Raw genomic sequence first — 23,115 nt, 5'->3', positions numbered from 1 at the left:
TTTGCGCGGCCGCTCAACGGCGGAGCCGGCGGGTAGGGTGGTGCGGCGTTATGTCGCCGCCTGGTGAGCCTGCCATCGCTAAATTCCTGTTGCGTTCTGTAACGGAAATCCGAAAAAAGCCGGCCGCCCGGGTGGCTTCACGTTGTCGCATAACTCTATAATCCCGGCGATTTCTTACCTGCGTTCGACATTGATCTACACCAGTAGCGATATTGGGGTGCGTCTTGCTTTGTGACTGACGGTTTGTCGAGCGTCATTCAAAAATTTATAAGCTCAGTGGTTAGGCAAACCTATGATCAAAATAAAACGTGGGCTCGATTTGCCCATAGCGGGCGCGCCGGCTCAGCAGATCGATACCTCGAGACCGGTGCGCAGCGTGGCTGTCATAGGCTTCGATTATCACGGGATGAAGCCCACCATGGCGGTACAGGTGGGCGACCGGGTCAAGCTGGGCCAGATTCTGTTCTCCGACAAGCGCTCGGAAGGCATTCACTACACCGCGCCAGGTGCCGGTGTGGTGAGCGCGATTCACCGCGGTGAAAAACGGGTGCTGCAGTCGGTGGTCATCGATCTCGATGGCGACGAGCAGGAAACCTTCGCCCAGTATCCGGCCGCCCAACTGGGCAGCCTGGAGCCTTCGCAGGTGCGCGACAACCTGCAGCAGTCCGGCCTGTGGACGGCGCTGCGTACGCGGCCGTTCAGCAAGGTGCCGGCAGTCGATGCCGTGCCGAGTTCGATCTTCGTCACCGCAATCGACACCCACCCCCTGGCTGCAGACCCAGCCCCGATCATCGCCGAGCATGCTGGCGATTTCGAAAACGGCCTCAAGGTGCTGGCTCGTCTGAGCCCGGTATTCCTGTGCAAAGCGCCAGGCGTGAGCGTGCCGGGCGAGCAGGCAGAAGGCGTGCGCAGCCAGGCCTTCGCCGGGCCGCACCCGGCTGGTTTGCCGGGTACCCACATTCATTACCTGGACCCGGTCAGCGCCAGCAAGAGCGTGTGGAGCATCAACTACCAGGACGTGATCGCCGTCGGCAAGCTGTTCACCAGCGGCCAGCTATGGGTCGAGCGCGTGGTCGCGCTGGGCGGCCCCGTCGTCGAGCGTCCGCGCCTGCTGCGTACCCGTCTGGGCGCCAACCTCACCGAGCTGACGGCAGGTGAACTGGCACCTGGCGAGAATCGAGTGATCTCCGGCTCGGTACTCGGTGGTCGCACTTCGCGTGGCGCCTGCGCCTACTTGGGGCGCTACCACTTGCAGGTGTCGTGCCTGAGCGAAGGCACCGAACGCGAAATGCTGCATTACCTGCGTGCCGGGGTGAACAAGCACTCGATCCTCAATATCTTCGTGTCCAAGCTCAACGCCGCCAAGCGCTTCGCGTTTTCCACCAGCACCAATGGCAGCCCGCGCGCCATGGTGCCGGTAGGTAACTACGAGGAAGTGATGCCGCTGGACATCCTGCCGACGCAACTGCTGCGTTCGCTGATCGTCGGCGACACCGAGATGGCCCAGCAGCTCGGCTGCCTGGAGCTCGACGAGGAAGACCTGGCGCTGTGCACCTATGTTTGTGCCGGCAAATACGAATACGGTCCGATCCTGCGTGATTGTCTGGCCCTCATCGAGAAGGAGGGTTGAACATGGGCGTTCGCCAGTTCCTCGACAAGATCGAGCACAACTTCGAAAAAGGTGGCAAATACGAAAAATGGTACGCCCTCTACGAGGCCGTTGACACCTTCTTCTATCGCCCCGGCAGCGTGACCAAGACCACCGCCCACGTGCGTGACGGCATCGACCTCAAGCGCATGATGATCACCGTGTGGGCCTGCACCTTTCCGGCCATGTTCTTCGGCATGTGGAACACCGGTTACCAGGCCAACCTGATCTATGCGCAGAGCCCTGACCTGCTCGCCGCCCAGGACGGCTGGCGCTTCGCGCTGATCGGTGCGCTGGGAGGCTTCGACCCGACCAGCCTGTGGGACAACTTCATCCAGGGGGCGGCGTACTTCCTGCCCGTGTACCTCACGGCGTTCATCGTCGGCGGCTTCTGGGAAGTCTTGTTCGCGTCCATCCGCCGTCACGAGGTCAACGAAGGCTTCTTCGTCACTTCCGTGCTGTTCGCCCTGATCCTGCCGCCGAGCATTCCGCTTTGGCAGGTCGCGCTGGGCATCAGTTTCGGCGTGGTGATCGGTAAGGAAGTGTTCGGTGGTACCGGCAAGAACTTCCTCAACCCGGCGTTGGTCGGTCGCGCCTTCCTGTTCTTCGCCTACCCGGCGCAGATATCCGGTGACGGCGTGTGGACGGCCGTCGATGGTTACGCAGGCGCCACGGCGCTGACCGCTATCGCCGACGGCGGCGTCAACGGCCTGGTCAACGATGGCCTGACCTGGACGCATGCCTTCATCGGCCTGATGCCGGGCTCCATCGGCGAGACCGGCACCCTGGCGATTCTGCTCGGCGGCGCGGTGCTGCTGATCACCAAGATCGCCTCGTGGCGCATCGTCAGCGGCGTGATGATCGGCATGATCGCCACCGCCACGCTGTTCAATGCCATCGCCTCGGACAACAACCCGCTGTTCGCCATGCCTTGGTACTGGCACCTGGTCACCGGGGGCTTCGCCTTCGGGATGATCTTCATGGCCACCGACCCGGTGTCGGCCTCCATGACCAATACCGGCAAGTGGATCTTCGGCATTCTCATCGGCCTGCTGGTGACCATCATCCGTGTGGTCAACCCGGCGTTCCCGGAAGGCATGATGCTGGCGATCCTGTTCGGCAACCTGTGTGCGCCCCTGATCGACCATTACGTGGTGCGGGCCAACATCAAGCGGAGGCTGGCGCGTAATGTCTAAGCTCAAAGAAACCCCGACACGCACGCTGGTCGTCACCCTGGTGATGTGCCTGGTGTGCTCCATCGCCGTCTCGGCCGCTGCACTGATCCTGCGTCCTACCCAGCAGGAAAATGCCCTGGTGGATCGCCAGCGCGCGGTGCTGGTGATCGCCGAGCTGTGGCAGCCCGGCATGTCCAGCGACGAAGTGCGCGAGGTGTTCGCCTCGCGCGTCACGCCGCGCCTGGTCGACCTGCGCACCGGTGATTACAGCGACGCCTTCGACCCGCACACCTTCGACCAGAACAAGGCCGTTGCCGATTCGTCGCTGTCCAGCGCGATTCCGGAAGAGCGCGATATCGCCTCGATCCGTCGCCTGGAACACTACGCGGTGGTCTACCAGATCGAGCAGAACGGGCAGATGGATCGCCTGGTGCTGCCGGTGCGCGGCTACGGCCTGTGGTCGACCATGTACGGTTTCGTGGCCCTGCAGGGCGACCTGGAAACGGTGGCCGGCATCGGCTTCTACCAGCACGGTGAAACGCCGGGCCTGGGTGGCGAGATCGACAACCCCAACTGGCAGGCCAAGTGGGTCGGCAAGAAGGTTTACCAGAACGGTGAGCCGGTATTGCGCGTGATCAAGGGCAGCGTCAATGCCCAGAGCCCGCAGGCCGATTACCAGGTGGACGCCATCGCCGGGGCGACCATCACCGCCAACGGCGTGACCCACATGATCCACTTCTGGCTCGGTGAGGATGGCTTCGCGCCGTTCCTCAAGAAGCTGTCCGCAGGGGAGGCTTGATCCATGTCCAAACCCACCATGAAAGAGCTGTTGCTCGATCCGATTCTCAACAAGAACCCGATCGGCCTGCAGATTCTCGGCATCTGCTCGGCGCTGGCGGTTACCTCCAGCCTGAGCACCGCGTTGGTACTGTCCATCGCGCTGACCCTGACCACGGCGTTTTCGAGCTTCTTCATCTCGATGGTGCGCCACCAGATCCCGGGTTCCATTCGCATGATCGCCCAGGTGGTGATCATCGCCTCCCTGGTGATCGTCATCGACCAGTTCCTCAAGGCCTATGCCTACAGCCTGAGTCAGCGTCTGTCGGTGTTCGTCGGCCTGATCATCACCAACTGCATCGTCATGGGCCGTGCCGAAGCGTTCGCCATGTCCAACCCGCCGGTGGCGTCGTTCGTCGACGGCCTGGGCAACGGTCTGGGCTACAGCGCCATGCTGGTGGCATTGGGTATCGTGCGCGAGCTGTTCGGTGCCGGTTCGCTGATGGGCGTGCAGATCTTGCACACCGTCAACAATGGCGGCTGGTACCAGCCCAACGGCCTGCTGCTGCTGCCGCCGTCGGCGTTCTTCCTGATCGGTCTGTTCATCTGGGCCCTGCGTAGCTACAAGAAGGAGCAGGTCGAGAAGGTCGAGTACCGCATGGCGCCGCAAGTGAAGAACGAGGAGGCTTACTGATATGGAACATTACATCAGCCTGTTCGTCCGCGCGGTGTTCATCGAGAACATGGCGCTGGCGTTCTTCCTGGGCATGTGTACCTTTCTGGCGATTTCCAAGAAGGTCGAAACCTCCCTGATGCTCGGCCTGACGGTCATCGTGGTGATGGTCATCACCGTGCCGCTGAACAACCTGTTGTACGTCTACCTGCTCAAGGACGGCGCGCTGGCCTGGGCCGGCCTGCCGGAAGTCGACCTGAGCTTCCTCGGCCTGATCTGCTACATCGGCCTGATCGCTGCGGTGGTGCAGATCATGGAGATGGTGCTCGACAAGTACCTGCCCGCGCTCTACAACGCGCTGGGCATTTTCCTGCCGCTGATCACCGTGCACTGCGCCATCTTCGGCGGCACGCTGTTCATGGTCGAGCGCGACTACAACTTCACCGAGAGCGTGGTCTACGGTGCCGGTGCCGGGGTGTCCTGGGCGCTGGCCATCGTGCTGCTGGCCGCCATCCGCGAGAAGCTCAAGTACAGCGACCCACCCGCCGGCCTGCGCGGCCTGGGTTTGACCTTCATCACCGTTGGCCTGATGTCGCTGGGCTTCATGTCGTTCTCCGGCGTACAGCTGTAAGGGGTTGCCGATGGCTTTCGAGATTCTAGTAGCAGTCTCCATGTTCACCGTGGTGATCATCCTCCTCGTGGCGGTGATCCTCATGGCGCGTGCGCGTCTGGTTTCCGCCGGCGACGTGAACATCGAGATCAACGGTGAGCGCACCATCACCGTTCCGGCCGGCGGCAAGTTGCTGCAGACCCTGGCCGAAAACGAGATATTCCTGTCGTCCGCCTGTGGCGGCGGTGGAACCTGTGCGCAGTGCAAGTGCATCGTGGAAAGCGGTGGTGGCGAGATGCTGTCCACCGAGGAGTCGCACTTCAACAAGCGCGAGGCCCGCGAGGGCTGGCGCCTGTCCTGCCAGACGCCAGTCAAGCAGGACATGAAGATCGAAGTACCCGAAGAAGTGTTCGGCGTGAAGAAATGGGAGTGCACGGTCGAGTCCAACCCGAACGTGGCTACCTTCATCAAGGAGCTGACCCTCAAGCTGCCGGAAGGCGAGAACGTCGATTTCCGCGCTGGTGGTTACGTGCAGCTGGAGTGCCCGCCCCACGAAGTGCACTACAAGGACTTCGACATCCAGGAGGAGTATCGCGGCGACTGGGACAAGTTCAACCAGTGGAAGTACGTGTCCAAGGTCGACGAAACGGTGATTCGTGCCTACTCCATGGCCAATTACCCGGAAGAGCGCGGGCTGGTGAAGTTCAACATCCGCATCGCCTCGCCGCCTCCCGGCAAGGATCACCTGCCGCCGGGGCAGATGTCCTCGTACGTGTTTAGCCTCAAGCCGGGTGACAAGGTCACGGTTTACGGGCCGTTCGGCGAGTTCTTTGCCAAGGACACCGATGCCGAGATGGTCTTCATCGGCGGGGGTGCCGGCATGGCACCGATGCGCTCGCACATCTTCGATCAGCTCAAGCGCCTCAAATCGACGCGCAAGATCAGCTTCTGGTACGGCGCGCGCTCGATGCGCGAGGCGTTCTATACCGAGGAGTACGACCAGCTGCAGGCGGAGAACCCGAACTTCGAATGGCACCTGGCGCTGTCCGACCCACAGCCGGAAGACAACTGGACCGGCCTCAAGGGCTTCATCCACAACGTGCTCTACGAGAACTACCTCAAGGATCACCCGGCGCCCGAGGATTGCGAGTTCTACATGTGCGGCCCGCCCATGATGAACGCCGCGGTCATCAAGATGCTCACCGACCTGGGTGTCGAACAGGACAACATCCTGCTCGACGACTTCGGCGGATGATTGCAGCCGCTCTGAAGCAGCCCGCCCTTGTCGCAGCCCTGGCTGCGACATTGGTTGCTACGCTCGTGAGCTGCGGTTTTTCCGAGACCGTCGAAGAGTTCGGTGGGCCCGCCCAGGGCAGCACCTACTCGGTCAAGTACGTCAGCGCCAAAGGCGTGCCGGACAAGGCCACGCTCAAAGCCGATGTGGAGGCAATCTTCGCCGAAGTCGACGAGCAGATGTCCACTTACCGCGATGATTCGCTGATCGAGCAGTTCAACCGCGCCCCCGCCGGCACCTGCATGCCGATGCCGGCGGGCGTGCTGCAACTGATCGAGACCGGCAATACCCTGCATCGCGACAGTGGCGGCGCCTTCGACCTGACCCTCGAGCCGTTGCTCGACCTGTGGGGCTTCGGTCCGCGCGGCAATGGCCAACGTCAGGTGCCGGATGCCGAGGCGCTGCAGGAGGTGCGCGGGCGTATCGGCCAGGAGCATTTGCACATCGACGGCGAGCGCCTGTGCAAGGATCTCGACCTGCAGGTCGACTTCAACAGCATCGCGGCCGGCTATACGGTTGATCGAATCATTGCGCGGCTGGTCGAACAGGGGGTGAGCAGTTACCTGGTCGAAGCCACGGGTGAACTCAAGGCGGTAGGGCGCAAACCCGACGGCCAGCCCTGGCGCATTGCGCTCGAGGCGCCTCGAGACGATCAGCGTGCCATCCAGCGGGTGATCGAACTGGACGGTTACGGCATTTCCACCTCAGGTGACTACCGCAATTATTTCGAGGAGCAGGGCGTACGTTATTCCCACACCCTCGATCCGCAGACCGCCGCACCGATTCAGCACACCCTGGCGGCGGTCACCGTGGCCGCGCCCACTACGCTGATGGCCGACGGCCTGTCCACCGTGCTGCTCGTGCTCGGCCCGGATAAGGGCTTCGAGTACGCGGAGCGCGAAGGTATCGCGGCGTTCTTCGTGACCCGTGAGGGTGACGGATTCGTCACACGCAGTACCGCCACTTTCGAGCAGCTATTCGCTGCGGGAGGCAAGCAATGACATTCGTGATGGTTTTTCTGATCATGCTCACCGTCGTCGGTCTGATGGCCGTCGGTGTGATGATGGGCCGCAAGCCCATCGCCGGTTCGTGCGGCGGTATCGCCAACCTGGGGATCGAGAAGAAGTGCTCGATCTGCGGTGACGACCGCGAGAAGTGCCCGGAAGTGTCGGGTGATGCCGAAGGCAATGGCAAATCCGGCGTGCAAACCTACGACGCCAGCAAGCGCTGATCGCCAAGCGCCGCATAGGGCGTTACCCTATGCAACGTTTTGCATGATGTTGCGTGCCAGGCCGCCCGGTCGGCCTGGTTCTGTCGATAACGCGCGATAAGCGTTACGGCGTGATCAGAGGAGTGAACATGGCGGTCTACAACTACGATGTCGTGGTATTGGGCTCCGGCCCTGCAGGTGAAGGGGCGGCGATGAACGCGGCCAAGGCCGGTCGCAAGGTGGCGGTGGTCGACGACCGCCGTGAAGTCGGCGGCAACTGCACCCACCTGGGCACCATCCCGTCCAAGGCGCTGCGCCACTCGGTGCGGCAGATCATGCAGTTCAACACCAACCCCATGTTCCGCCAGATCGGCGAGCCGCGCTGGTTCTCCTTCCCCGACGTGCTGAAAAGTGCCGAGCGGGTGATCGCCAAGCAGGTCACCTCGCGCACCGGTTACTACGCGCGCAACCGCATCGACGTGTTCTTCGGCACCGGCAGCTTCGCCGACGAGCAGACCATCGAAGTGGTCTGCCCCAACGGCGTGGTGGAAACCCTGTCCGCCAAGCAGGTGATCATCGCCACCGGCTCGCGCCCTTACCGCCCGGCGGATGTCGACTTCAACCATCCGCGGGTCTACGACAGCGACACAATCCTGACCCTCAGCCACACCCCGCGCCGCCTGATCATCTACGGTGCCGGCGTGATCGGCAGCGAGTATGCGTCGATCTTCAGCGGCCTGGGCGTGCTGGTCGATCTGATCGACAACCGCGATCAACTGCTGAGCTTCCTCGACTCGGAAATTTCCGATGCCCTGAGCTATCACCTGCGCACCAACAACGTACTGATTCGTCACAACGAGGAGTACGAGCGCATCGAAGGCTTGGACAACGGCGTGATCCTGCACCTGAAGTCCGGCAAGAAGATCAAGGCCGATGCGCTGCTGTGGTGTAACGGTCGTACCGGCAACACCGACAAGCTGGGCCTGGAAAACATCGGCATCAACGTCAACAGCCGTGGCCAGGTGCAGGTCGATGAGTACTACCGTACCGAAGTCCCGAACATCTATGCCGCGGGTGACGTGATCGGTTGGCCGAGCCTGGCCAGTGCCGCCGCCGACCAGGGCCGTTCCGCCGCCGGCAGCATCGTCGACAACGGTAGCTGGCGGATCGTCGACGACATCCCGACCGGTATCTACACGATTCCCGAGATCAGCTCGATCGGCAAGAACGAGCACGAGCTGACCAAGGCCAAGATTCCCTACGAAGTCGGCAAGGCGTTCTTCAAGAGCATGGCGCGGGCGCAGATTTCCCACGAGCCGGTGGGCATGCTGAAGATCCTCTTCCACCGCGAAACCCTGGAAGTGCTCGGCGTGCATTGCTTCGGCTACCAGGCTTCGGAGATCGTGCACATCGGCCAGGCGATCATGAACCAGAAGGGTGAGGCGAATACCCTCAAGTATTTCGTCAATACCACCTTCAACTACCCGACCATGGCCGAAGCCTACCGGGTGGCGGCATTCGACGGCCTCAACCGGCTTTTTTGAGCGGCTCCGGCCGGCGGCCTGAGCCGGTCGGGGATCCGTTCGCCGACTCCCGCGACTGGCGCTGGCCAAACCGCGAGAGCGTCTGAGCAGGCCAGAAAACCGATTCCCAGTGGATCGGTTTTTTTATGGGCGATCCCTGGCGTTTTCAAACGCGCGCTTACGAATAGGCGGCTAGGTGCTCGATGAGCAGCGCCAGCGCTGCATCCGTCGATAGCTGCGCGGTATCGAGGGTCAGTGGCGCCTGCAGCCAGGGCTCGTACTCGTGGACCATGACCGATTGCCAGTCCGGCACCACCAGCCCCGGTACGTCGCTGATTCGGGACTCCACGCGCCGGCGATGTTGATCAGGATCGGAACAGATGATCCGAACGTTCAACAATGGGCACCGTGCTTGTGCGGCTGTATCGGCCCAGGCCTGGCGGCTTTCCTCTACCGGATTGACGCAGTCAGCGATCACCCGACGTCCCATCTTGAGGTTGTCCAGCGCGATGGCGTTGGCCACCTGGTAGCCGCTGCTACCGACGCCCTGGCTGAGTACCGTGCTGTTACGCAGTGCCTGCTCGATGCTGTCGATGCGCAGGTAGACGGCTTCGAGATGGGCGGCCAGGACTTTGGCGAGGGTGGTCTTGCCGGTGCCCGGCAGGCCGCTGAGGACGATCAGCATGTTCGATCCATTTGTGCTTGCGCCTTCACTGCGGGGCAGGAAGTGGGAGCGCACCATGCGCGCGAAATCACCGGCATGGCCCGTTCCCACATTAAGGAGCCGCTTCGCTTAGCTGCGCAGCGTGTTGACGGCGATACCGGGAAAATCGGTAATGATGCTGTCGGCACCGAAGTCGGTGAGACGGCGCATCAGGGCGGGTTCGTTGACGGTCCACACCGACACGTGCAGGCCGGCTTTCTGCGCCTTGAGCAGGCGTTCCGGGGTGCACAGCGTCCAGTTCAAAGCGAGCAGGTCGCAGCCATAGTTACGTGCCACCTTGATCGGGTCCAGCCAGGCGTATTCGGCGACCAGGCCGCGACCCAGATGTGGCGTCAGGCGCTGGGCGGCGCTGAGCACTTCGCGAGAGCTGGAGGTGATGGTGATCTTGTCGTCCAGGCCGAAACGGCGGCTGAGCAGGGCAATGGCTTCCACGGTTCGTGCCGCGCGCACCTTGGAGGCGCTCTTGACCTCGAGTTGCCAGTGCTCGAAGTCGCATTGCTCGAACAGTTCGCTCAGCCGTGGAATGGGGCAGGGGTGCCGCCAGCCCGGGCCGCCGCGGCGAGCGTCGTAATGCACCAGTTCGGCGGCATCGTGCTCGACCACCTTGCCGCGCTGGCCGGTGGTGCGCTTGAGCGTCGGGTCGTGGATGACCATCAGCTCGCCGTCGCGCGACAGGTGCAGGTCCAGCTCACAACGGCGTACGCCGTGCTCCAGGCACTGCTGAAAGCTGACCAGGGTATTTTCCGGGGCTTCGCCCTTGGCGCCGCGATGGCCGTAGATCAGGGTCACGGTTGCTCCTTACTCGGTGGCGGTGGTGCGCGGTTGCAGGTGGCGCACGCTGTCGATCACATGATCGTATTCGAAGTAGACGCTGAATTCGCGGTAGTCCCAGCGGGTGATCGGCGGCTTGCCGACCGCGGGGTGTTCTTCATCGGCGAGGCCGAAGCGTTCCAGTACCGAACGCTTCGACTGGCCCTTTTGCGGCAGGTCGGTGAGATCGGCGCCTTGCTGGCCGACGGGAATCGTCAGGGTCTCGGCCTGGGCTGCCAGGGGCAGCAGCAGAACCAACGAAAGCAGCAATCGGGACGGTATCACGTGAGTTCCTCGCGGGCCTGGCGGCGCTCCTGCGCCTGACGCTGCAGGATATGCCGGGCGAGCAATTGGCGTTGTGCGTCAGTCAGCGCTTCGAACTCGGCGCCGATCTCGAACTGGCCGTCACGCTCGGTGCAATGCAGCACCTTGGCGCGCAGCAGCAGGCCGAGTGCCTGGGGCATCAAGACCATCTTCATGGCCAGGTGGCTGTCGATTGTTACCGGCTGTGTGTTGAGAAAACTGATGCCGCCCTCGGACAGCGTCACCCGCTTGGGCGGGCCGATATCGCGCAGCAGGCTCTGGGCCATCGCCTGGCCGAGCAGGTCGATGCGCTTGTTGACTACCTTGAGGTAGCCCGCCAGGGTGCGGTCGCGCTCGCTGATGTTGCGCAGCAGGTGTTGGGATTCGAAGTCCATCACGTGCAGTTCGCTGAGCAGGTTGAACAGGGGGGATGCGTCGTGAAGCTCGTCACTGGCCAGGGCCTCGGCGCCGGCCAGGGGGGTGAAATCCAGTGCGATCGTGTCCTCGATACGGTAGTATTCGCGGCGATCGTTTTCGTCTTGAGTCGACATGGCGAACCCATGGCAGCAGTGGTGGTCAGAGTGTAAGGCCGCTCGCCAGGCCCCGCCACAAGGACGTTTCTCTTTCCCTCGAACAAGCGCCCCACATGTTCAGACCCCTGTCCGTTTTTCTCGGTACGCGCTACACGCGGGCCAAGCGTCGCAACCACTTCGTTTCGTTCATTTCCCTGACCTCGATGATCGGGCTGGCACTTGGTGTGCTGGTGATGATCCTGGTGCTGTCGGTGATGAATGGCTTCGACCATGAAATGCGCACCCGGGTGCTCGGCATGGTGCCCCACGCGACCATCGAGAGCGCTACGCCGATCACCGACTGGCAGCGCCTGGCCGACCGCGCGTTGAAGAACCCGCAGGTGCTGGCGGTGGCGCCTTTCAGTCAGATGCAGGGCCTGCTGACCAACGACGGCAAGGTGCAGAAGGTATTGATCAATGCCGTGGATCCCGTCGAGGAGCCCAAGGTGTCGATCATCGGCGACTTCTTCCGGGAAGGTCGCCTCGAGGATCTGCAGCCGGGCACCTTCGGCATCGTCATCGGCGACAAGGCCGCCGCCAAGCTCGGCGTCGGCATGGGCGACAAGATCACTTTCGTGGCGCCGGAAGTCACCGTTACCCCGGGCGGCGTGTTCCCGCGCCTGAAGCGCTTTACCGTGGTCGGCATCTTCCATGTCGGTGCTGGCGAAATCGACGGATTCATGGCCATGACTCACGTCCAGGATCTGGCCCGCCTGCAGCGTCATCAGCCTGACCAGGTCCAGGGTATCCGCCTCAAGTTCGCCGACCTGTTCCAGGCGCCGCGCACCGCCTGGCAACTGGCCCAGAGCTTCGGTCAGCAGGATTACCTGGCCCGCGACTGGACGCGCACCCACGGCAACCTCTATCAGGCCATCCGCATGGAAAAAGCCATGATCGGCTTGCTGCTGCTGCTGATCGTTGCCGTCGCCGCGTTCAACATCATTTCCACGCTTGTGATGGTGGTCACCGACAAGAAGGGCGACATCGCCATTCTGCGCACCCTGGGCGCCACGCCGATGCAGATCATGGCCACCTTCATGGTGCAGGGCACGGTGATCGGGGTAATCGGCACCATCATCGGTGCGGTGCTGGGCATTCTCGCCGCGCTGAACATCAGCGCCATCATCGCCGGCGTCGAGCGCCTGCTGGGCTTCAAGTTTCTCAATGCCGACGTGTATTTCATCGACTACCTGCCGTCGCAGCTGATGCTCGCCGACGTGGTGCAAGTGTGCGGTGCGGCATTGGTCCTGAGTTTCCTCGCTACTCTTTATCCGGCCTGGCGCGCGGCGCGCACCCAGCCCGCGGAGGCATTACGTTATGAGTGAACCGGTCGTGCAGGCGCAAGGCGCCGTGCTCAGCTGCCGCAACCTGAGCAAGCGCTACGAAGAAGGCCCGCAATCGGTGGTGGTGCTCGACGATCTGCAACTGGAGTTGTTTCCCGGCGAGCGCGTGGCCATCGTCGGCAGTTCCGGTTCGGGCAAAAGCACGCTGCTCAACATGCTCGGTGGCCTGGATACGCCGAGCAGCGGCAGCGTCTGGCTGGCTGGCGAGGAGCTGTCGGCACTCAACGAGAAGCAACGCGGCCTGCTGCGTAACCGCGCGCTGGGCTTCGTCTACCAGTTTCACCACCTGCTTGCCGAGTTCACTGCGCTGGAGAACGTGTGCATGCCGCTGTTGATCGGCAAAACGCCGATTCCCGAAGCGCGCCAGCGCGCCACCGAGCTGCTCGAGAGAGTCGGCCTTGGCCATCGCCTGAGCCACAAGCCGGCCGAGCTGTCCGGCGGTGAGCGCCAGCGTGTGGCGATCGCCCGGGCACTGGTCAACCGCCCCGGCCTGGTGCTGCTCGACGAGCCTACCGGCAACCTCGATTCCCATACTGCCCAGGGTATTCAGGAGTTGATGCGCGAGCTGAGTAGCCAGTCGCAGACCGCCTTCCTGATCGTGACCCACGATCTGCATCTGGCGCGGCAGATGGACCGGGTGCTGAGCCTGGAAGACGGCAAGCTGGTGCGCGCCTGATGTTTCGCCCGCTGAGTGTCTTCATCGGCCTGCGTTATACCCGCGCCAAGCGGCGCAATCATTTCATCTCGTTCATTTCCCTGACCTCGATGATCGGCCTGTCCCTGGGCGTGCTGGCGATGATCGTGGTGCTGTCGGTGATGAACGGCTTTCACCGGGAAATGAGCTCGCGCATCCTCGGCATGGTGCCCCACGCGACCATCGCCGGGGCACCTGCCCTGGCCGACTGGCAGGCGCCGGCCAAGGTGGCGCTGCAAAATCCGCAGGTCGAGGCTGCGGTGCCGTTCGCCGAGCTGGAAGGCATGCTTTCCTACCGCGGCGTGATGCAGCCGATTCAGCTGCATGGCATCGACCCTGCGCTGGAGCCGAAGGTCTCGATCATCGGTGACCACATGGTGCAGGGCCGGCTGAGCGATCTGCGCGAAGGCGAGTACGGGGTGATCATCGGCGAGATCACCGCACGGCGTTTCCAGCTACAGATCGGCGATCGCCTGGCGCTGATCGTGCCGGAAGTCAGCTCCGTGCCTGGTGGCATCACGCCGCGCATGCAGCGTTTGAACGTGGTCGGCATCTTCAAGGTCGGCGCCGACCTGGACAGCTCCCTAGCGCTGATCAACGTCGCCGATGCCGCGCAGATCCAGCGCCTGGAGCCGGGTTCGGTGCAGAGCATCCGCCTCAAGCTCAAGAACCTGTATCAGTCGCCCCAGGTGGCGGCGGCGATTGCCGCGCAATTGGGCGAGGGCTACCACGCCAGCGACTGGACCCAGACCCAGGGCAGCCTGTTCAGCGCCATGAAGATGGAAAAGACCATGATCGGTCTGTTGCTGCTGCTGATCGTCGCGGTGGCGGCCTTCAACATCATCGCCACGCTGATCATGGTGGTCGCCGACAAGGGCGCCGATATCGCCATCCTGCGTACGCTGGGTGCCACGCCACGGCAAATCATGGGCATCTTCATGGTCCAGGGCACGGTGATCGGCGTGATCGGCACACTGATCGGCGGCGTGCTGGGTGTGCTGGCGGCGCTCAACGTCAGCGAACTGGTGGGTTGGCTGGAGCGCGTCAGCGGCCAGCACGTGTTCAGCTCCGACGTGTACTTCATCAGCACCTTGCCGTCGGAGCTGCAGGTCGCCGACGTGGTACTGATCTGCAGTGCCGCGCTGACCCTGAGCTTCCTCGCCACCTTGTATCCGTCCTGGCGCGCATCACGTACCCAGCCGGCCGAGGCATTGCGTTACGAGTGACGCCCGCCGCCGCATCATCCGCCTGCTAGGCTCGCAAGGCCGCTATGAACGTAGCGGCCTTCGCGTTTCTGTACCCTTTGCTCAGCGGGACGTCCATGGACGGCACTCGAACAGGCGATTTACGTAGCGCTTTGCTGGCATTGGCAGCCGGCTTGCTGCTGCTGCGCTTCCTGCCGCAACTACCGCCCACCTCTCTGTTGTGGATGACGGCGCTGCTGGGGCTGGTACTTCTGGTTTCTCGCGGCTATCTGGTCGGTCTGTTTCTGCTTGGTTTCAGTTGGGCATGTACCTCTGCGCAATGGGCGCTGGATGATCGCCTGGAGCCGGAACTGGACGGTCGCACGTTGTGGTTGGAGGGCAGGGTGGTCGACCTGCCGGACGTGCGCGAAGGCGTGGTGCGCTTTCATCTGGCCGAGCCATACTCGCGTCGCGCCGAGCTGCCGCAGTTGCTGCGCCTGTCCTGGTACGACGGGCCGGAGATTCGTGCCGGTGAGCGCTGGCGCGTGGCGGTGAACCTCAAACGGCCCCATGGGCTGGTCAATCCGCAATCCTTCGATTACGAGGCGTGGCTCTTGGCCCAGCGCATCGGCGGGGTGGGCACCATCAAGTCCGGCCAGCGCCTGAGCGAAGCCGGCGGCAGTTCGGCATGGCGCGATGGGTTGCGCCAGCACATGCTCGCCAAGGATCCCCATGGCCGCGCCGGTGGCCTGGCCGCTCTGGTGCTGGGCGACAGTTCTGGCCTGTCGGTGGCCGACTGGCGGGTGCTGCAGGACACCGGCACCGTGCACCTGTTGGTGATCTCCGGCCAGCACGTGACGCTGGTGGCCGGCATGTTCTACGGCCTGGTGTTTTGGCTGGCGCGCCTGGGCTGGTGGCCGCGCGCGCTGCCCTGGCTGCCGGTTGCCTGTCTGTTGGGCTTCGCATCGGCGCTGGGCTACAGCTTGCTGGCGGGTTTCGAGGTGCCGGTGCAGCGCGCCTGCGCAATGATCGGCCTGGTACTTTTATGGCGCTGGCGTTTTCGTCACCTGGGTATCACCTTGCCGTTGCTGATGGCGCTGGTCGCAGTGCTGATTCTCGAACCGCTGGCAGTCTTGCAGCCAGGCTTCTGGTTGTCGTTCGGCGCGGTGGGGCTGCTGATTCTGATCTTCGCCGCGCGCCTGGGGGCCTGGGCCTGGTGGCGCACCCTGGGTCGCGCGCAGTGGGCAATGACCGTGGGCCTGCTACCGATGTTGCTGGCCCTCGGCCTGCCGGTCAGTGCCAGCAGCCCGCTGGCCAATCTAATCGCCGTGCCCTGGGTCGGCTTCGCCGTGGTGCCGCTGGCATTGCTTGGCACCTTGCTGCTACCGGTGCCCTGGCTCGGCGAGGGGCTGCTGTGGCTAGCCGGCTTCTCGCTGGAGTGGCTGTTTCGCGTGCTTGGGGCGATGGCCGAGTGGCTGCCGGCCTGGCTGCCCAGCGACCTGCCGCTGTGGGGCTGGTTGCTGGTGGCGCTGGGGGCGTTGTTCATTCTGCTGCCCAGCGGTGTGCCAGTGCGCGGGCTGGGGCTGATCCTGCTGCTGCCGCTGCTTTTCACGCCTGTACCGCGGCCTGCCGAGCAGCGCGCCGAGGTGTGGATGCTGGATGTCGGCCAGGGCCTGTCGATGCTGGTGCTGACCCGCCATCACGCGTTGCTGTACGACGCCGGCCCCAGTTTCGGCGACTTCGACATGGGCGAGCGGGTGGTGCTGCCGTCGTTGCGGGCGCTGGACGTGCGCGGGCTGGACATGCTGCTGATCAGTCATTCGGACAACGATCATTCCGGAGGTGCCGAAGCGGTGGCGCGTGGCATGCCGGTCAAGCGCGTAGTCAGCGGCGAAGCCCCCGAGCTGCCCGGCGGGCTTGGTGCGGAGGATTGCGAGGAAACGAGTTGGTCGTGGGATGGCGTGCAATTCGACACCTGGCGCTGGGCCGATGCGGCGAACAGCAACCAGTCATCCTGCGTGTTGATCATCGAGGCTGCCGGCGAGCGCATCCTGCTGACCGGTGATATCGATGCCCGGGCCGAGCGTGCACTGATCGACACGGGCCGTGACCTGCAGGCTCACTGGCTGGTGGCGCCGCACCACGGCAGCCGCAGCTCGTCGTCCTGGGCGTTGCTCAAGACGGTGCAGCCCCGGGCGGTGCTGTATTCGCGGGGCAACCATAACGCCTATGGCCATCCCCATCCGGCAATCGTCTCTCGCTACGAGGTCTTCGATGCCCGTGCCTACGACAGCGTCGAGACCGGCGCGCTGCGTATCGACCTCGGCAGCTTTGACGAGCCGCAGGCGTTGCGTGAAATACCGCGTTTCTGGCGGGAAAAATGAGAACCGCAGCCGTCGGCGACATCACGACCCTATGCTAGAGTGGCGCCACTTTTGCGAAGGGGATCTGCCACCGTGTGGGAACTGGTTAAAGCTGGCGGCTGGGTGATGCTGCCGATCATTCTGTGTTCAATCGCTGCCCTGGGCATCATTGTTGAGCGTCTGTGGACGCTGCGCGTCAGCCGCGTCACGCCACCGCATCTGCTGGGGCAGGTCTGGCGCTGGATCAAGGACAAACAGCTGAACAGCCAGAAGCTCAAGGAACTGCGCGCCGACTCCCCACTCGGTGAGATCCTCGCTGCGGGCCTGGCCAACTCCAAGCATGGTCGCGAGATCATGAAAGAGTGCATCGAGGAGGCCGCCGCACGGGTGGTGCACGAAATGGAGCGCTACCTCAATGCGCTGGGCACCATCGCCGGCATCACGCCGCTGCTCGGCCTGCTCGGTACGGTAATCGCCATGATCGACATCTTCGGCTCGTTCATGGGCGGAAGCACCGCCAACCCAGCGCTGCTCGCCGGCGGCATCGCCAAGGCGCTGATCACCACCGCATCGGGCCTCACCGTGGCGATTCCAGCCCTGTTCTTCCACCGCTTCCTGCAGCGCCGTGTCGATGAACTGGTCATCGGCATGGAGCAGGAGGCGATCAAACTGGTGGAGATGGTGCAGGGCGAACGCGACGTCGACCTGGCCGAGGAGCCCAAGCCGGCCAAGGGGAGCAAAAAGGCGTGAAGTTCAGACGTAGACGGCGTGAGCAGGTCGAGATCAATCTCGCCTCGCTGATCGACGTGGTGTTCATCCTCCTGCTGTTTTTCGTGGTAAGCACCACTTTCACCCGTGAGACCCGCATGCAGGTCGATCTGCCCGAGGCGGCCAGTGGCACGCCGCCGGAGCAGAGCGAGCTCAAGCAACTGGAAGTGGTGATTTCCGCTGACGGCGCCTTCTCGCTCAACGGTCAGGCGCTGATCAAGAACGACCTGGACAACCTGATGGCGGCGCTGCAGAAAGAATCCGGCGGCGACAACAGCCTGCCGCTGACCATCAGCGCCGATGCCAAGACCAGCCACCAGTCGGTGATCACTGCCATGGACGCTGCCGGCAAGCTGGGCTTCGCGCACCTGCGTATCACCACGGTCGAGACCCAGGCCGCACCCTGATGGCGAGCCTGTCCGACCGCCTGGTACGGGCGTGGTATGCGGGGCACCCGGCGCTGGCTTTGTTGCGCCCGCTGGAGGCCCTTTACCGCCGCGTGGTAGAGCGCAAGCGCGAGCGTTTCCTGGCCGGTGACGGCGAGATCTACCGCGCGCCGGTGCCGCTGATCGTGGTGGGTAACATCACCGTCGGTGGTACCGGCAAAACCCCGTTGATTCTCTGGCTGGTCGAGCAGTGCCAGGCCCGCGGCCTGCGCGTTGGGGTGATCAGCCGCGGCTACGGCGCCAAGCCGCCGAGCCTGCCCTGGCGGGTTCGCGCCGAACAGAGTGCCGAGCAGGCGGGGGACGAACCCTTGCTGATCGTGCAACGCAGCGGCGTGCCGTTGATGATCGACCCGGATCGCAGCCGTGCGGCCCGCGCGCTGCTTGCCGAGGAGCCGCTGGATCTGTTGCTCAGCGACGACGGCCTGCAGCATTACCGCCTGGCCCGCGACGTGGAGCTGGTGCTGATCGACGCCGCCCGCGGCCTCGGCAATGCCCGCTGTCTGCCTGCCGGGCCGCTGCGCGAACCGGCCGAGCGCCTGCAGAGCGTGGATGCCTGCCTCTACAATGGCGCGCCCGAGGATCCACCTGGCGGCTACGCCTTCACCCTGGTGCCCAGCGCGCTGATCAACCTGCGCAGCGGTGAGCGCCGTTCACTCGATCATTTCCCCCCCGGCCAGGCCGTGCACGCCGTGGCCGGCATTGGGAACCCGCAGCGTTTCTTCAAGACCCTCGAGGCGCTACACTGGCGGCCTGTCGCGCATGCCTTCGCCGACCATGCTGCCTACAGCGCGGAGCTGCTGAATTTCTCGCCGGCGCTGCCGCTGGTAATGACCGAGAAGGATGCGGTGAAATGCCGGGCCTTCGCGGCCGACGACTGGTGGTACCTGGCCGTCGATGCCCAGCCGTCCGCTGCTTTCCGCGCCTGGTTCGACGCCCGGCTGGAACGTCTGCTCGGCGAACGGCACTAAGCCTGCGCGCCTATTTCCTCCCTGTTCTCAAGGATTTCCCATGGACCCGAAACTGCTCGATATCCTGGCTTGCCCAATCACCAAGGGCCCACTCAAGCTCAGCCAGGACAAGACCGAACTGATCAGCAAGGGCGCCGGTGTGGCCTATCCGATCCGCGACGGCATTCCGGTCATGCTGGAAAGCGAAGCCCGCACCCTCAACGATGACGAGCGCCTGGACAAGTAACATGAGCAACGCCTTTACCGTGGTTATTCCAGCGCGCTATGCGTCGACCCGCCTGCCTGGCAAGCCGCTGCAGGACATCGCCGGCAAGCCGATGGTCCAGCATGTCTGGGAGCAGGCCTGCAAGAGCAGTGCGACCCAGGTAGTAGTGGCCACCGACGATGCGCGCATCGTCGAAGCATGCAAAGGCTTTGGCGCCCAGGTGCTGCTGACCCGCGTCGACCATAACTCCGGTACCGATCGCCTGGCCGAAGTGGCCGCGGCGCTGGGCCTGGCAGCCGATGCCATCGTGGTCAACGTGCAGGGCGACGAGCCGCTGGTGCCGCCGTCGATCATCGATCAGGTGGCCGCCAACCTGGCTGGCAATCCCCAGGCGGGCATCGCCACCCTGGCCGAGCCGATCGAGGATGTCGCCGCGCTGTTCAATCCCAACGTGGTCAAGGTCGCCAGCGACCTCAACGGCCTGGCGCTGACCTTCAGCCGAGCGCCGTTGCCCTGGGCGCGTGATGCCTTTGCCGCCGACCGTGACGCGTTGCCGGCGGGCGTGCCTTACCGCCGGCATATCGGCATTTATGCCTACCGCGCCGGGTTCCTGCAGGATTTCGTCGCCTGGGGCCCGTGCTGGCTGGAGAACACCGAATGCCTGGAGCAGCTGCGTGCGCTCTGGCATGGCGTGCGTATCCATGTCGCCGACGCCCTGGAAGCACCGCCCGCGGGCGTCGACACCCAGGAAGACCTGGATCGTGTCCGTCGTTTGCTAGGTGCCTGATGCGCGTCCTGTTCGTTTGCCTGGGTAACATCTGCCGTTCACCTACCGCCGAGGCGGTCATGCGTCAGCGCCTGCAGCAGGCCGGCTTGGCCGAGCGTATCGAAGTCGACTCCGCCGGTACTGGCGACTGGCACGTGGGCAAGGCGCCGGATTCGCGCACCCAGCAGGCGGCCAGCCGCCGTGGCTATGACCTGTCCAGCCTGCGCGGCCGCCAGGTCTCGGTGGATGATTTCGCGCGTTTCGACCTGATCCTGGCCATGGACGGCGCCAACCTGCGCGATCTGCAGCGTATGCGTCCGGCCCAGGCGCGGGGCGAGCTGGACCTCTATCTGCGCCGTTTCGAACTGGCCGAGGACGACGTGCCGGATCCGTATTACGGCGGCAGCGAAGGCTTCGAGCATGTGCTGGATCTGCTCGAGCAGGCCAGCGATGCCTTGTTGATCGAACTCAAGGGGCGGTTATGAGCCTGGTGGTGCAGTCGGGCGTATCGCTCAAGGCCTACAACACCTTCGGTGTGGATGTGGCCGCGCGCTACTGGGCCGAGGCGGGCGACGTGCAGCAGGTTCGTCAGGCGCTCGAAGCGGCGCACGAGCGTCAGGTGCCGTTGTTGGTGCTAGGCGGTGGTAGCAACCTGCTGTTGACCACCGATATCGAGGCGCTGGTGCTGCGTATGGTCGGCCGCGGCATTCGCGTGCTGGCCGATGACGGCAAGCACGTGCAGATCGAAGCCGAAGCCGGCGAGCCCTGGCACGACTTCGTGCTGTGGACGCTGGGCCAGGGCTTGGTCGGTCTGGAGAATCTCAGCTTGATTCCCGGCACGGTCGGCGCTTCGCCGGTGCAGAACATCGGCGCCTACGGCGTTGAGCTCAAGGACTGTTTTCTCGGTCTCACGGCCCTGGATCGGCAGAGCGGCGAGGTTCGCGAGTTCAGCCTGCAGGACTGCGCCTTCGCCTACCGTGACAGCCTGTTCAAGCGCGAAAGCGGGCGTTGGATCATCCTGCGCGTGCGCTTCGCCCTGAGCCGCAACGCAGCGCTGCATCTGGATTACGGTCCGGTGCGCCAGCGTCTGGCAGAGCAGGGCATCGAGGCGCCAACCGCCCTGGATGTCAGTCGCGCCATCTGCGCGATTCGTGGCGAGAAGCTGCCGGACCCGGCGCTGCTCGGCAATGCCGGCAGTTTCTTCAAGAATCCGCTGGTGCCCGCCGAACTGGCGCAGCGCCTGCAGTCCGAGTACGTCGACCTGGTGGCCTACCCGCAGGCCGATGGCCAGGTGAAACTGGCTGCCGGCTGGCTGATCGAGAAGGCCGGCTGGAAGGGCTACCGCGATGGCGACGCTGGCGTGCACCGCCTGCAGGCGCTGGTGCTGGTCAACCATGGCAACGCCACCGGGCAGCAATTGCTCGGCCTGGCGCAGCGCATTCAGGTGGATATCGCCGAGCGTTTTGGTGTCAGCCTGGAGATCGAGCCGAACGTGCTCTGATTGCGTAGCCCCGCTGCATTGGCGGGGCTGCGTAGGTCTCCTTATCCCATTTCTCGTTGCTCCCGGGTATCGCTGCGCTCAACCGCGGGCTACATCGCGCATATCCCCGCGTGTGCAGGGCAGGCTTTCCGTAGCCTGGGTTGAGTCCGGCGATACCTGGGTCGGTCCAACCAATACTGGAGGCTATGAAGTCTCGAATCGCAGGCAATAAAAAAGGTTCTTCACGGAATCCTGGGAAAGACAGAAACAAGAACGCCGGTTTGATGGATGATGTTCGTGCGAGCAAACATATCTACAAACCGGCGTTCTTGTGCACGATGTTAATACGTTCCTGCCCTTTTGGGAGGGCTTTTCTGTCGTTGGCATCAGATCTGACGGCGAAGCGCTGTTGATCGACCTGATCCCACAGCCCACCAGATTCCCCACCTGCAGCGGCTGCCATCGGCCCAGCACCACCATCCATGAATACTGTCAGCGCTCGATCCGTGACTTGCCCATTCTTGGCCGCTCGGTGCGATTGAATGTGGAGCTGCGGCGCGTCGGATGTGCCGCATGCGGCAAGCGAATGGAGTCAGTCAGCTGGCTTGACCGCTATTCGCGGATGACCAGACGGCTGGCCGAAGCCGTGATTCAGGCTTGCCGGCGGTTGCCCACCCTGCACGTCGCTGAGCTGTTCGGCTTGCACTGGGATAGCGTGCGCTTGCTGGAGCGACGGGCATTACAAACCGCCTTGGAGAAACTACCGAAAGCTCAGCCGAGGCGCTTGGTGATGGATGAGTTCGCCTTGTTCAAAGGGCATCGTTACGCCAGCGTTGTGCTGGATGCCGATACCCGACGGGTGCTGTGGATTGGCGAAGGACGCAGTCGAGCTGCCATCAGGCCTTTCTTTGAAGAACTGGGGGCGGAAGGCTGCGCTCGGATAGAAGCAGTGGCGATGGACATGAATACCGCGTTTGACCTGGAGGTGCGCCAACACTGCCCACAGGCACGCGTGGTCTATGACCTGTTTCATGTGGTCGCTAAGTACGGTCGAGAAGTGATTGACCGAGTGCGAGTGGATGAAGCCAACCGTCTGCGGCATGACAAGCCTGCACGTAAGGTCATCAAGCAAGCGCGGTGGCTGCTGCTGCGCAATCCAGAGAACCTCAAACGCGAAGACCAGCAAGTGCGCCTGCAGGATCTACTGGCCGCTAACCAGTCGCTGATGACGGTTTACCTGATGAAAGCCGAACTTAAAGCGCTCTGGTCGCCCACCACTGCCTGGAGCTGGCGATCAGCCTGGAAGCAGTGGCTACGTTTGGCTGAAGAAAGCGAGATACCGGCACTGAAGCAGTTTGCTAAACGACTGAGGGGCTACTGGCGCGGCATCCTGAGCAGGGTGCGCTGGCCCATGCACACGGGTCAGCTAGAAGGGATTAACAACCGGATCAAGGTCATCAAACGGATGGCTTACGGCTACCGGGACAGCGAATTCTTCTTTATGAAGATCAAGAATGACTTCCCCGGCAATCCGTGAAGAACCATAAAAAACCCGGCCTGAAGACCGGGTTTCTTGAAT

The 23,115-nt window shown here is 63.5% G+C and carries 25 protein-coding genes; 21 read left to right on the top strand and 4 right to left on the bottom strand.

The window, feature by feature from the left end; all coding sequences use genetic code 11:
• The first annotated feature begins 292 nt into the window (after positions 1-292).
• The 9 genes from BVH01_RS05730 to sthA all read left to right on the top strand — a co-directional run bounded on the left by BVH01_RS05730 (position 293) and on the right by sthA (position 8,931).
• Entirely contained in the window at positions 293-1,630 is a 1,338-nt protein-coding gene (locus BVH01_RS05730) for a Na(+)-translocating NADH-quinone reductase subunit A (protein WP_075929411.1), read from the top strand.
• A 2-nt stretch (positions 1,631-1,632) separates the two neighbouring features.
• Positions 1,633-2,844: an NADH:ubiquinone reductase (Na(+)-transporting) subunit B gene (locus BVH01_RS05725; RefSeq protein WP_075929410.1), complete on the top strand. Its 1,212-nt coding sequence runs from the start codon at positions 1,633-1,635 to the stop codon at positions 2,842-2,844.
• Complete coding sequence (locus BVH01_RS05720; protein WP_075929409.1) at positions 2,837-3,622, top strand: Na(+)-translocating NADH-quinone reductase subunit C; 786 nt, start codon at positions 2,837-2,839, stop codon at positions 3,620-3,622. Before BVH01_RS05725 ends, BVH01_RS05720 begins: the two co-directional genes overlap by 8 nt.
• A gap of 3 nt (positions 3,623-3,625) precedes the next feature.
• On the top strand, positions 3,626-4,294 hold the full coding sequence (locus tag BVH01_RS05715) for an NADH:ubiquinone reductase (Na(+)-transporting) subunit D (RefSeq protein ID WP_075929408.1): 669 nt from the start codon (positions 3,626-3,628) through the stop codon (positions 4,292-4,294).
• Position 4,295: 1 nt separating this feature from the next.
• Positions 4,296-4,904 (top strand): NADH:ubiquinone reductase (Na(+)-transporting) subunit E, encoded by a 609-nt coding sequence (gene nqrE / locus BVH01_RS05710; protein ID WP_075929407.1) that lies wholly within the window; start codon positions 4,296-4,298, stop codon positions 4,902-4,904.
• A 10-nt stretch (positions 4,905-4,914) separates the two neighbouring features.
• Positions 4,915-6,138, top strand: a complete 1,224-nt coding sequence (gene nqrF, locus BVH01_RS05705; protein WP_075929406.1) for an NADH:ubiquinone reductase (Na(+)-transporting) subunit F — start codon at positions 4,915-4,917, stop codon at positions 6,136-6,138.
• Positions 6,135-7,178 carry an FAD:protein FMN transferase gene (locus BVH01_RS05700; protein ID WP_083659431.1) on the top strand — a complete coding sequence of 348 codons (1,044 nt, stop codon included), beginning with the start codon at positions 6,135-6,137 and terminating at the stop codon, positions 7,176-7,178. Before nqrF ends, BVH01_RS05700 begins: the two co-directional genes overlap by 4 nt.
• Positions 7,175-7,408: a (Na+)-NQR maturation NqrM gene (gene nqrM / locus BVH01_RS05695; RefSeq protein WP_075929405.1), complete on the top strand. Its 234-nt coding sequence runs from the start codon at positions 7,175-7,177 to the stop codon at positions 7,406-7,408. Before BVH01_RS05700 ends, nqrM begins: the two co-directional genes overlap by 4 nt.
• A gap of 128 nt (positions 7,409-7,536) precedes the next feature.
• Entirely contained in the window at positions 7,537-8,931 is a 1,395-nt protein-coding gene (gene sthA, locus BVH01_RS05690) for a Si-specific NAD(P)(+) transhydrogenase (protein WP_075929404.1), read from the top strand.
• Positions 8,932-9,088: 157 nt separating this feature from the next.
• Here the strand turns inward: sthA and BVH01_RS05685 are convergent, their stop codons facing one another.
• From BVH01_RS05685 to BVH01_RS05670, 4 genes are all read right to left on the bottom strand, one after another.
• Positions 9,089-9,595: an AAA family ATPase gene (locus BVH01_RS05685; RefSeq protein WP_075929403.1), complete on the bottom strand. Its 507-nt coding sequence runs from the start codon at positions 9,593-9,595 to the stop codon at positions 9,089-9,091.
• A gap of 108 nt (positions 9,596-9,703) precedes the next feature.
• Positions 9,704-10,423 carry a glycerophosphodiester phosphodiesterase gene (locus BVH01_RS05680; protein WP_075929402.1) on the bottom strand — a complete coding sequence of 240 codons (720 nt, stop codon included), beginning with the start codon at positions 10,421-10,423 and terminating at the stop codon, positions 9,704-9,706.
• Positions 10,424-10,432: 9 nt separating this feature from the next.
• Positions 10,433-10,729 carry a phosphodiesterase gene (locus tag BVH01_RS05675; RefSeq protein ID WP_075929401.1) on the bottom strand — a complete coding sequence of 99 codons (297 nt, stop codon included), beginning with the start codon at positions 10,727-10,729 and terminating at the stop codon, positions 10,433-10,435.
• Complete coding sequence (locus BVH01_RS05670) at positions 10,726-11,298, bottom strand: PilZ domain-containing protein (RefSeq protein ID WP_075929400.1); 573 nt, start codon at positions 11,296-11,298, stop codon at positions 10,726-10,728. Before BVH01_RS05670 ends, BVH01_RS05675 begins: the two co-directional genes overlap by 4 nt.
• A 95-nt stretch (positions 11,299-11,393) precedes the next feature.
• On the opposite strand from BVH01_RS05670, the gene BVH01_RS05665 reads away from it, so the two are divergent.
• The 12 genes from BVH01_RS05665 to BVH01_RS05610 all read left to right on the top strand — a co-directional run bounded on the left by BVH01_RS05665 (position 11,394) and on the right by BVH01_RS05610 (position 23,073).
• Positions 11,394-12,644 carry a lipoprotein-releasing ABC transporter permease subunit gene (locus tag BVH01_RS05665; RefSeq protein ID WP_075929399.1) on the top strand — a complete coding sequence of 417 codons (1,251 nt, stop codon included), beginning with the start codon at positions 11,394-11,396 and terminating at the stop codon, positions 12,642-12,644.
• Positions 12,637-13,338: a lipoprotein-releasing ABC transporter ATP-binding protein LolD gene (gene lolD / locus BVH01_RS05660; protein ID WP_075929398.1), complete on the top strand. Its 702-nt coding sequence runs from the start codon at positions 12,637-12,639 to the stop codon at positions 13,336-13,338. Before BVH01_RS05665 ends, lolD begins: the two co-directional genes overlap by 8 nt.
• Positions 13,338-14,582: a lipoprotein-releasing ABC transporter permease subunit gene (locus BVH01_RS05655; RefSeq protein WP_075929397.1), complete on the top strand. Its 1,245-nt coding sequence runs from the start codon at positions 13,338-13,340 to the stop codon at positions 14,580-14,582. The genes lolD and BVH01_RS05655 overlap by 1 nt, the downstream gene beginning before the upstream one ends.
• A gap of 95 nt (positions 14,583-14,677) precedes the next feature.
• Positions 14,678-16,924, top strand: a complete 2,247-nt coding sequence (locus tag BVH01_RS05650; protein WP_083659435.1) for a DNA internalization-related competence protein ComEC/Rec2 — start codon at positions 14,678-14,680, stop codon at positions 16,922-16,924.
• A 72-nt stretch (positions 16,925-16,996) separates the two neighbouring features.
• Entirely contained in the window at positions 16,997-17,653 is a 657-nt protein-coding gene (locus tag BVH01_RS05645; protein WP_075929395.1) for a MotA/TolQ/ExbB proton channel family protein, read from the top strand.
• Positions 17,650-18,078 (top strand): biopolymer transporter ExbD, encoded by a 429-nt coding sequence (locus BVH01_RS05640; RefSeq protein WP_075929394.1) that lies wholly within the window; start codon positions 17,650-17,652, stop codon positions 18,076-18,078. The genes BVH01_RS05645 and BVH01_RS05640 overlap by 4 nt, the downstream gene beginning before the upstream one ends.
• Positions 18,078-19,085, top strand: coding sequence for a tetraacyldisaccharide 4'-kinase (gene lpxK / locus BVH01_RS05635; RefSeq protein ID WP_075929393.1), 1,008 nt, complete (start codon positions 18,078-18,080; stop codon positions 19,083-19,085). Before BVH01_RS05640 ends, lpxK begins: the two co-directional genes overlap by 1 nt.
• A 40-nt stretch (positions 19,086-19,125) precedes the next feature.
• Positions 19,126-19,311, top strand: coding sequence for a Trm112 family protein (locus BVH01_RS05630; protein ID WP_013791977.1), 186 nt, complete (start codon positions 19,126-19,128; stop codon positions 19,309-19,311).
• A gap of 1 nt (position 19,312) precedes the next feature.
• Positions 19,313-20,077 (top strand): 3-deoxy-manno-octulosonate cytidylyltransferase, encoded by a 765-nt coding sequence (gene kdsB / locus BVH01_RS05625; RefSeq protein ID WP_075929392.1) that lies wholly within the window; start codon positions 19,313-19,315, stop codon positions 20,075-20,077.
• Positions 20,077-20,541, top strand: a complete 465-nt coding sequence (locus BVH01_RS05620; RefSeq protein ID WP_075929391.1) for a low molecular weight protein-tyrosine-phosphatase — start codon at positions 20,077-20,079, stop codon at positions 20,539-20,541. Before kdsB ends, BVH01_RS05620 begins: the two co-directional genes overlap by 1 nt.
• A complete protein-coding gene (gene murB / locus BVH01_RS05615; RefSeq protein ID WP_075929390.1) occupies positions 20,538-21,557 on the top strand; it encodes a UDP-N-acetylmuramate dehydrogenase in 1,020 nt (339 codons plus the stop codon). Before BVH01_RS05620 ends, murB begins: the two co-directional genes overlap by 4 nt.
• Positions 21,558-21,867: 310 nt before the next feature.
• The gene (locus BVH01_RS05610; protein WP_075929389.1) at positions 21,868-23,073 is read left to right on the top strand and encodes an ISL3 family transposase; all 1,206 of its coding nucleotides are present in this window, start codon (positions 21,868-21,870) and stop codon (positions 23,071-23,073) included.
• The last annotated feature ends 42 nt before the right edge of the window (positions 23,074-23,115 follow it).

It is taken from the genome of Pseudomonas sp. PA1(2017) (assembly GCF_001945375.1).
GTDB lineage: Bacteria > Pseudomonadota > Gammaproteobacteria > Pseudomonadales > Pseudomonadaceae > Aquipseudomonas.
Note: the sequence above shows the minus strand (reverse complement) of the source record. Positions and strands in the feature narration are given on the sequence as shown.